This is a genomic window from Okeania sp. SIO3I5, assembly GCF_010672085.1.
Lineage (GTDB): Bacteria > Cyanobacteriota > Cyanobacteriia > Cyanobacteriales > Microcoleaceae > Trichodesmium.
On sequence record NZ_JAAHHT010000354.1, the window covers coordinates 1 to 7,161 of the forward strand.

At 38.0% G+C, this 7,161-nt stretch carries 4 protein-coding genes and 1 CRISPR repeat array; of the genes, 2 read left to right on the forward strand and 2 right to left on the reverse strand.

The window, feature by feature from the left end; genetic code table 11:
* Positions 1 to 783 (reverse strand): M1 family metallopeptidase (locus tag F6K40_RS37510; RefSeq protein WP_375340630.1); only part of this gene is annotated, 783 nt, incomplete at its 3' end.
* Between the two features lie 613 nt (positions 784 to 1,396).
* Between F6K40_RS37510 and F6K40_RS37515 the strand changes: the two genes are divergently transcribed.
* Positions 1,397 to 1,639 carry a hypothetical protein gene (locus F6K40_RS37515; protein ID WP_293144497.1) on the forward strand — a complete coding sequence of 81 codons (243 nt, stop codon included), beginning with the start codon at positions 1,397 to 1,399 and terminating at the stop codon, positions 1,637 to 1,639.
* A gap of 222 nt (positions 1,640 to 1,861) precedes the next feature.
* Positions 1,862 to 2,263: a CRISPR direct-repeat array (repeat unit 37 nt; unit sequence GTTGAAACTAACTAAAATCCCTATTAGGGATTGAAAC).
* Between the two features lie 97 nt (positions 2,264 to 2,360).
* Entirely contained in the window at positions 2,361 to 3,626 is a 1,266-nt protein-coding gene (locus F6K40_RS37520; protein ID WP_293144500.1) for a damage-control phosphatase ARMT1 family protein, read from the forward strand.
* A gap of 890 nt (positions 3,627 to 4,516) precedes the next feature.
* On the opposite strand, the gene F6K40_RS37525 is transcribed toward F6K40_RS37520, so the two are convergent.
* Complete coding sequence (locus F6K40_RS37525) at positions 4,517 to 6,148, reverse strand: DUF2235 domain-containing protein (RefSeq protein ID WP_293144503.1); 1,632 nt, start codon at positions 6,146 to 6,148, stop codon at positions 4,517 to 4,519.
* Positions 6,149 to 7,161: the final 1,013 nt, after the last annotated feature.

Sequence of the window (7,161 nt, forward strand, 5' to 3'; positions counted from 1 at the left end):
TGGATATTTATAGCCAAATTCTTGACTAAAAAAATCGATCATTTGAGGAGTTTTCCCCATAGTGCGCCGAGCATCATCTAGGCGTTTTTTTTCTACATAATAAGTAACAGGAATACCATTCCATTCATCTTTAATTTCGGCAAACTTACCTACTGCTAAAGTCATTAAATATGTAGGATGAACTTGTCTTTGCATCCAGTGATAAATTTTATCTTTTTCACTCTCTTCAGTGTGAATAAGTTCACCATTGGAAATAGCAATAAATTTATGGGGTACTTTAACGCGAATTTCTGAAGTTGATAGTTGACCTGGATAGTCGAAACAAGGAAACCAGAAACGAGAGTCTTCATCTTCCCCTTGAGTCCAAACTTGGGTTGGTTTGTCTGGGTAATGTTCGTCGGGGGCGATAAAATAAATACCTCTTTGGGGATTATTAGCAGCATACGCGATCGCTACTTTAATTTGTTCACCTGTTGTAGTCACTGGTTGTAGGTAAATGTTTAATTCGTTGCCATCATAATCAAAAGTTTGTTCTATGTCGTTGATTTTAACAGAATTAATTTCCAGATCAACTGCATCAAGAGTCAATTGATCGATGCCACTGCGTACAGGGTTTAAGCTAATAGTACAAGTGCCGTGAAAACTTTTATGAGGAATGTCAAGTTCTAGATCGAGAAAAATATGTTCTACTTGACCAGGACGATCAGGGTTGTAATGTGGTCTAGCACCTGGCAACTCAAAGGATTTAGAATTGTTTTCAGAATCAAAATAAATATTGGACATTCGGTATGATTATAAATATATCTGTTGGACAAAAAGCTAGTGCGTGCAACCTCTATGGGTTGAACACATCACTCACTATATTTTTAGATAGATCGTCTTGATCTGCACTTTTGACAAATTTGCTTGCAGCAATGTTTAGCTTATCGTTAGAATATAACTATACAATTGTCTTATAGTTTCTATCTTTGATTTAGATGAATTTAAAATTTATCAAGAAACGTATTTGCTAATACAGAATATAACAACAAGTTGTGTATAACCGATTTGGAATATTAGCAAAAGTGCGGGTTTTTGGCATGAGATTCAATAGAATAGGGGAAAAAGGTAGGAAAATGGTGCATAAGACAGCATTTTCCCACATACCTATCTTTAAATTGCTCTATTTTGTGCAAAACATTTACTATAACATAAAAAGGTTATTTGCGCGGATAGGTAGCTGTACAAGAGAGGGGTTCAATAATGGATAATGGATAATGGATAATGGATAATTACCTCTCCCTTTTAGTCAATTCTCTGCCTAAAAGGAAAAAATAAATTTTTTCCCCTTTATTGGGGAGGTTTTAAACCTGAATTATTTAATTGTTTAATTGTTTAATTGTTTCGGTGAAAAAAAATGGCTGAGGTTGAGTATGGGCATGGGTTTGAATTAGATAGGGGTATTGAGGGGATTCGCGGAGTTCTGCAAATTCTGATGTGGCGAGGGTTGTGGCGTTTTTTGGGGAATGTCTCTTGCCAAGCTGCGGCTGGAAATGCTATAGTTAGTTATGTCTCGCGCAAATGTACCTTGAAAATTAAATATGGTGTGGGTTCTACAACCCTGGAGTTGAAACTAACTAAAATCCCTATTAGGGATTGAAACAAAAATCTATATCTGGGGAAAAGTTTCCACAAACGTTGAAACTAACTAAAATCCCTATTAGACCTCTCCGGAAAAGAGGGAACAGGGAACAGGGAACAGGGAACAGGGAGAAGTAATTGATCATTTATGGATAAGAATTGATTCTATTTTTAATTTTCGGAGATGTCTATTAGGGATTGAAACATAGAAAGCTTTAGAACTACCTACAACAAAACCATCGTTGAAACTAACTAAAATCCCTATTAGGGATTGAAACCAGCTTTGTCTACTTCTTTTGTCTTCAATCCTCCTGTTGAAACTAACTAAAATCCCTATTAGGGATTGAAACGAAAAAGTAGCAGGTATTTTCGTGGGAACAATATCTGTTGAAACTAACTAAAATCCCTATTAGGGATTGAAACTTTGATACTCCATTGCCAGTGAGTCATAGTGCTGCAGTTGAAACTAACTAAAATCCCTATTAGGGATTGAAACAGATACGCTGGAAACTCTGCACTTTTCTGCGAGGTTGAAACTAACTAAAATCCCTATTAGGGATTGAAACAATGCAAGAATAGACGCACCAATAGGGAAAGCCAAATCGGGTTGAAACTAACTAAAATCCCCATTAGGGATAGAAACTCTTAACAATAAATAAATTTACAATAGTAGGGACGTTGCATGCAACGTCCCTACAGGAGAAAGACTGATAACTGATAACTAATAACTAATAACTGAAATGACTGAACCTGAAATCCCTGACTTCCTACTACCTTTGCCGATAATGCCATCAGAAGAAAATACCTTTGCCCATTACACAATAGTCTGTAGACTACCAGGAGTCATCGAACGAGTCATCAAAGACAATAATTTTCCTCCAACTATTGTCCAACAGTTAGAATCTTTAGTAACAGACATATTTGAAGGATCGGTGCGCCCCCTGGCAGAAATTGAAGCACCAGATTTAATTGCCTGGGAATCCTATTTAAAACCTTTTGAAGGCAAAAGTTGGTTTGATTTACCATTTTATTTTGCAGAAGCTTATTTTTTCCGACGTTTGTTAGAAGCAACCAATTACTTTGTACCTGGAATTTTGCAAGGGATAGACCCATTTGGTTATCAAAAACGCTCAAGTTTAGAAAAATCAATGGATGCTATTCGAGTAATTAGCGATAACGCCAGCGTTGCGGGGCAATATCGCCCTAGAGTTTCCCAACAAGATCCCTTCACTGCTTTACTACAACAGAGTTATCAAACCTCTATAACTACTCTACTTCAAACTGTTTTATGGGGTAATCAAATCGATCTCAGTTTGTGGTCAGCTAGAGGAGGCGATCGTACTAATAGAAACCTTCACCAACAACAAACTCAAATTTTAGTCGATGATACCTACGATCTACTCAACTATTTAAGCAATATTCACGGACAACGCATCGATCTAATTATAGATAACGCCAGTTTTGAGTTAGTTTGCGATTTTTTTCTCATAGACTTCCTTTTATCTACTCAGACTGCCAATACTGTTTACCTACATTTGAAAGCACACCCAAGTTTTGTTTCTGATGCTATAAATCAGGATGTCTTTTACACTCTAGAAAAATTAGCTAATGATACCTCAGAAAATGTCCGAATGTTGGCAACTCGTTTGCAGGAATATATTGCTTCTAGTCGTTTAATTTGCCGAGAAAACTTTTTCTGGAATGCTCCCCTAGCTTTCTGGGAAATGCCAGAGTCTTTAAGGAAAGAGTTAGCTAAAGCTAGTTTAGTTTTCATAAAAGGAGATGCTAACTATAGGCGTCTTCTGGGCGATCGCCATTGGTTATTTACTACCCTTTTGTCAGATATTGCTAATTATTTTCCCACTCCATTTGTAGCTTTGCGTACCCTCAAGTCAGAAGTAGCAACCAATTTAGAACCAGATCAAATCGAAATATTAAATGAACAAGATCCTCTATGGTTAACCAATAGTCAGTGGGGTGTAATTCAGTTTGTAAGACCAGAGTAGGGAATGTGGGAAGTGACTGTAGGGGTTTGGTCTCCAAACCCCTTTTAACAGCGCTTTTCAAATTAGAATGAACAAGATCCTTTATGGTTAACCAATAGTCAGTGGGGTGTAATTCAGTTTATAAGACCAGAGTAGGGAGTGTGGGAAGTGACTGTAGGGGTTTGGTCTCCAAACCCCTTTTAACAGCGCTTTTCAAATTAGAATGAACAAGATCCTTTATGGTTAACTAATAGTCAGTAGGGTGTAATTCAGTTTATAAGACCAGAGTAGGGAGTGTGGGAAGTGACTGTAGGGGTTTGGTCTCCAAACCCCTTTTGACAGCGCTTTTCAAATTAGGGAGTAGGGAAGTGTGGGAGGTGTGGGGAGTATGGGAAGTGTCGGAGGTGTAGGAACTGTGGGAGGTGTGGGGAGTGTGGGGAGTGTGGGGAGTAACACAATATAGAGAAAAACTCGTAAGAAGTTGTTTGAGAAGTATTAGACATCTCCAAAAATCAAAAATAAAATCTATTTTTATCCATAAATTATGAGTTCCTTCTCTCTATTAGACATCTCCGATAATCAAAAATAAAATCAATTATCGTCTATAAATCATCAATTATTTCCCCCTACTTCCTACTCCCTACTCCCTACTCCCTCTTTTCCGGAGAGGTCTATTGTCCATTGCCTATTGCCCATTCCCTCTTTTCTGGAGAAGTCTATTGGATAGAACCGATGAATCCTCAAAACCTAACCCCCCTGCCCCCCTTCCCTTGTAGGGAAGGAGGGTTTCCAAGCCTCTATCCTTGCAGGAGAGAGGTTTGGAGAGAGGTTTTTATGAGTTTACAAACAACTTCTAAGGTATCGATCTATAGACTGATGTACTTTCCTTCTGTCTTCTGCCTTCCTTTGAATCATTGACTTGTTAACAAAATACTATCATCACTCTCTAATTGTTCGCGACTGAGAATTCTTTCACTAGAAACATTTTTAGGATGATAATCAAGGTTTGAGTAATGTAGTCGCTCAGATACACTACGATGTATACCGTCATCTGCAGGAATTTCTCTCAGGGTTTGACCAGCCGCATTCATGGCTGCCTGCTTAATTGTGGAGATTAACCCTGTCAACAATTTGAATTGATCTGCTCCCCCTTTGATTTGGTCTGTAATTTCTTTTTCTACTTGTTTTTCTGCTTGTTTATTGTAGTCGAAAGTAGCATCAGTAAGCTGCTCTCCCTCGTACTCTCCCTCTAATTTTTCGTCATCAGAGAGCAGATTAATATCAAATTCCAAATTCAGACCAATATCTTTAATAGAAGCTATCATCCATAAGAGAGCATTATTAGATAAGAGACTCTCTCTTTTTGTGCCCCCGCCAACGCAACCATGTCCACCAGGAAACCATACTTGACGTAAAATTTGGTCTTTAACTTCAGGATTTTTTTTCATTAGTGTCACGGAAAAAGTATCTCTATCCTCATCTACAGCTACAGCGTGCAATGCCTTTTTAATAATCTTACTTAACTTAGTATCATGGAAAGCATAGCGACTGTTAATCAGTTTATCAATATGAATATTATCGAAAATGTTCGGGATACCTAGTGAACCAACTGTATCATAACAGGCAAGTAAAGTAATTGGCACCCGATCATCATACTCTTCGTTGGGCTGACAGAATGGACGTAGTTGCTCCATTGTTGTGCTTTCCGACTGAGTTTTATCTCGGTAAAGCTCATAAGCATGATGAATTTCATTTAAGTGTTCCCGCTTGAGTAAGCCACATTGAGAAAGCATTCCTGCTAAACTTCTGACAGTGTAAGAACCTCGGCTAAAACCAAATAAGTAAATTTCATCACCAGGATTATAATTAGTAGATAAGAAGCGATAGGCATCTTTAATATTTTTATCAATCCCCATACCAAATGCACCACCTGCAATTGCTTCTACCTTGCTCTGTAGATGCCCTAAACCTATTTTAGTCAAGTCTTCTTCTTTAGAAATATTACTTTGAGAACCAATTCCTTCATCATAATAGACAACTTGATGAATCCCTTGACTATCAATAGGTGTGATAGATTTAACTGTTTTAACTACATTGGTAGGGTAGTCTTTTTCTAAGCTTTGCCAAGTACCATCGCAACAAACAATTAGCCGTTTAATAGCTTTAGTTGTCTGTGACGCATTAGAAACTTGCGGATTGTCTACATAGTAGCGAACTTCGTAAGATCCTCCATCTCCGCTCATATAATGTGTATATTTGCCACTAGAACTGGGATCGAGTGTAAACGAACCGAGAAAATCATCATTACCAACACCTCGATCATATTCCCACAGTTCAAGAGTTACAGTTTCATTGGGTAGATAGTAATGATGATGATATGGCTCTAAAGTTTCCCCAACTTTTATATTTTCTACTTGATTTCCTTGTGGCCACAATTGCTCATTTTGTCCATGTTGTTTGAGATAAATTTGATCCTCTCCTGTAAAATCACTCCGTTTATGGCAAGTAATTGTCTCAATAGTTACCTTGATCATTTCAGTCATTTTGATATTCCTTCAGTGTTTATAGCACTTACGCAAAAAAACCAGGTTTCTTGGATAAATCGTTGTTTTTAACAAAAAGACATCTAGAGAAAAACTGGGTTTCTCGGTTCGCCCGCGTAAGTCCTGTTTATTTAAAGGGAACCGATGCTAATTTACCTTTCTATCAGACACCGGAGAGGATGTCAACAAGTCCTATACCGTTTCACTGAATTCAGAATTCTCAATTCAGAATGCCAGATTTGATAGGCTCAAAACTTTTATCAAACAACAGTTTCAGGCAATTATTTGACATTTAAAGTTTGAAACTATTTGTGACATCCTTAAAGTGAATTGGTATGGGTAAGAATTCAGAATTTAGAATAGACCTCTCCGGAAAAGAGGGAACAGGGAACACTTAACTGGGAACAGGAAGAAGTAATTGATAATTTCTGGATAAGAATTGATTCTATTTTTAATTTTCGGAGATGTCTAATTTAGAATTTAGAAATTTGGGATGAAAGTTTTAGTATTCTTGGAATTAAGGGTATTATAGCGCTACGCGAAGCGTGAGTAGGGAACAGGGAAAAGGGAACAGCAAACTGTCAAAGGGTTTTTCCTAGGTCATGCGGAGCAAACAGGATTTAGAAATGTCCTAACCTATTTGCGTAGTGCTATAACCCCGAAACAACTTAAATTTCCTGTAGATCTGAGCCTTGTGGAATAGGCATCTTGCCTGTGCCGGTTTACATGGGACCATACCAGCGGACATGATATGAGGGATGACGGAGGTGTGGGAGGTGTCGGGAGTGTGGGAGGTGTCGGGAGTGTGGGAAGTGTGGATGGAATTATGAACATACATAGATATAGCTGAGAAACAGTTGGTTAGGACATGGACTGATGATGAACCTTAGACTGGGAAATGTTTTTCTAACTGTTCCCTGTTCCATGTTCCCTGTTCCCTGTTACCTGCTATAACTTTTGACTTACGGGTAGCGCTATACTACCTTCCTCAAGACTTCAAAAAAATTCTGACA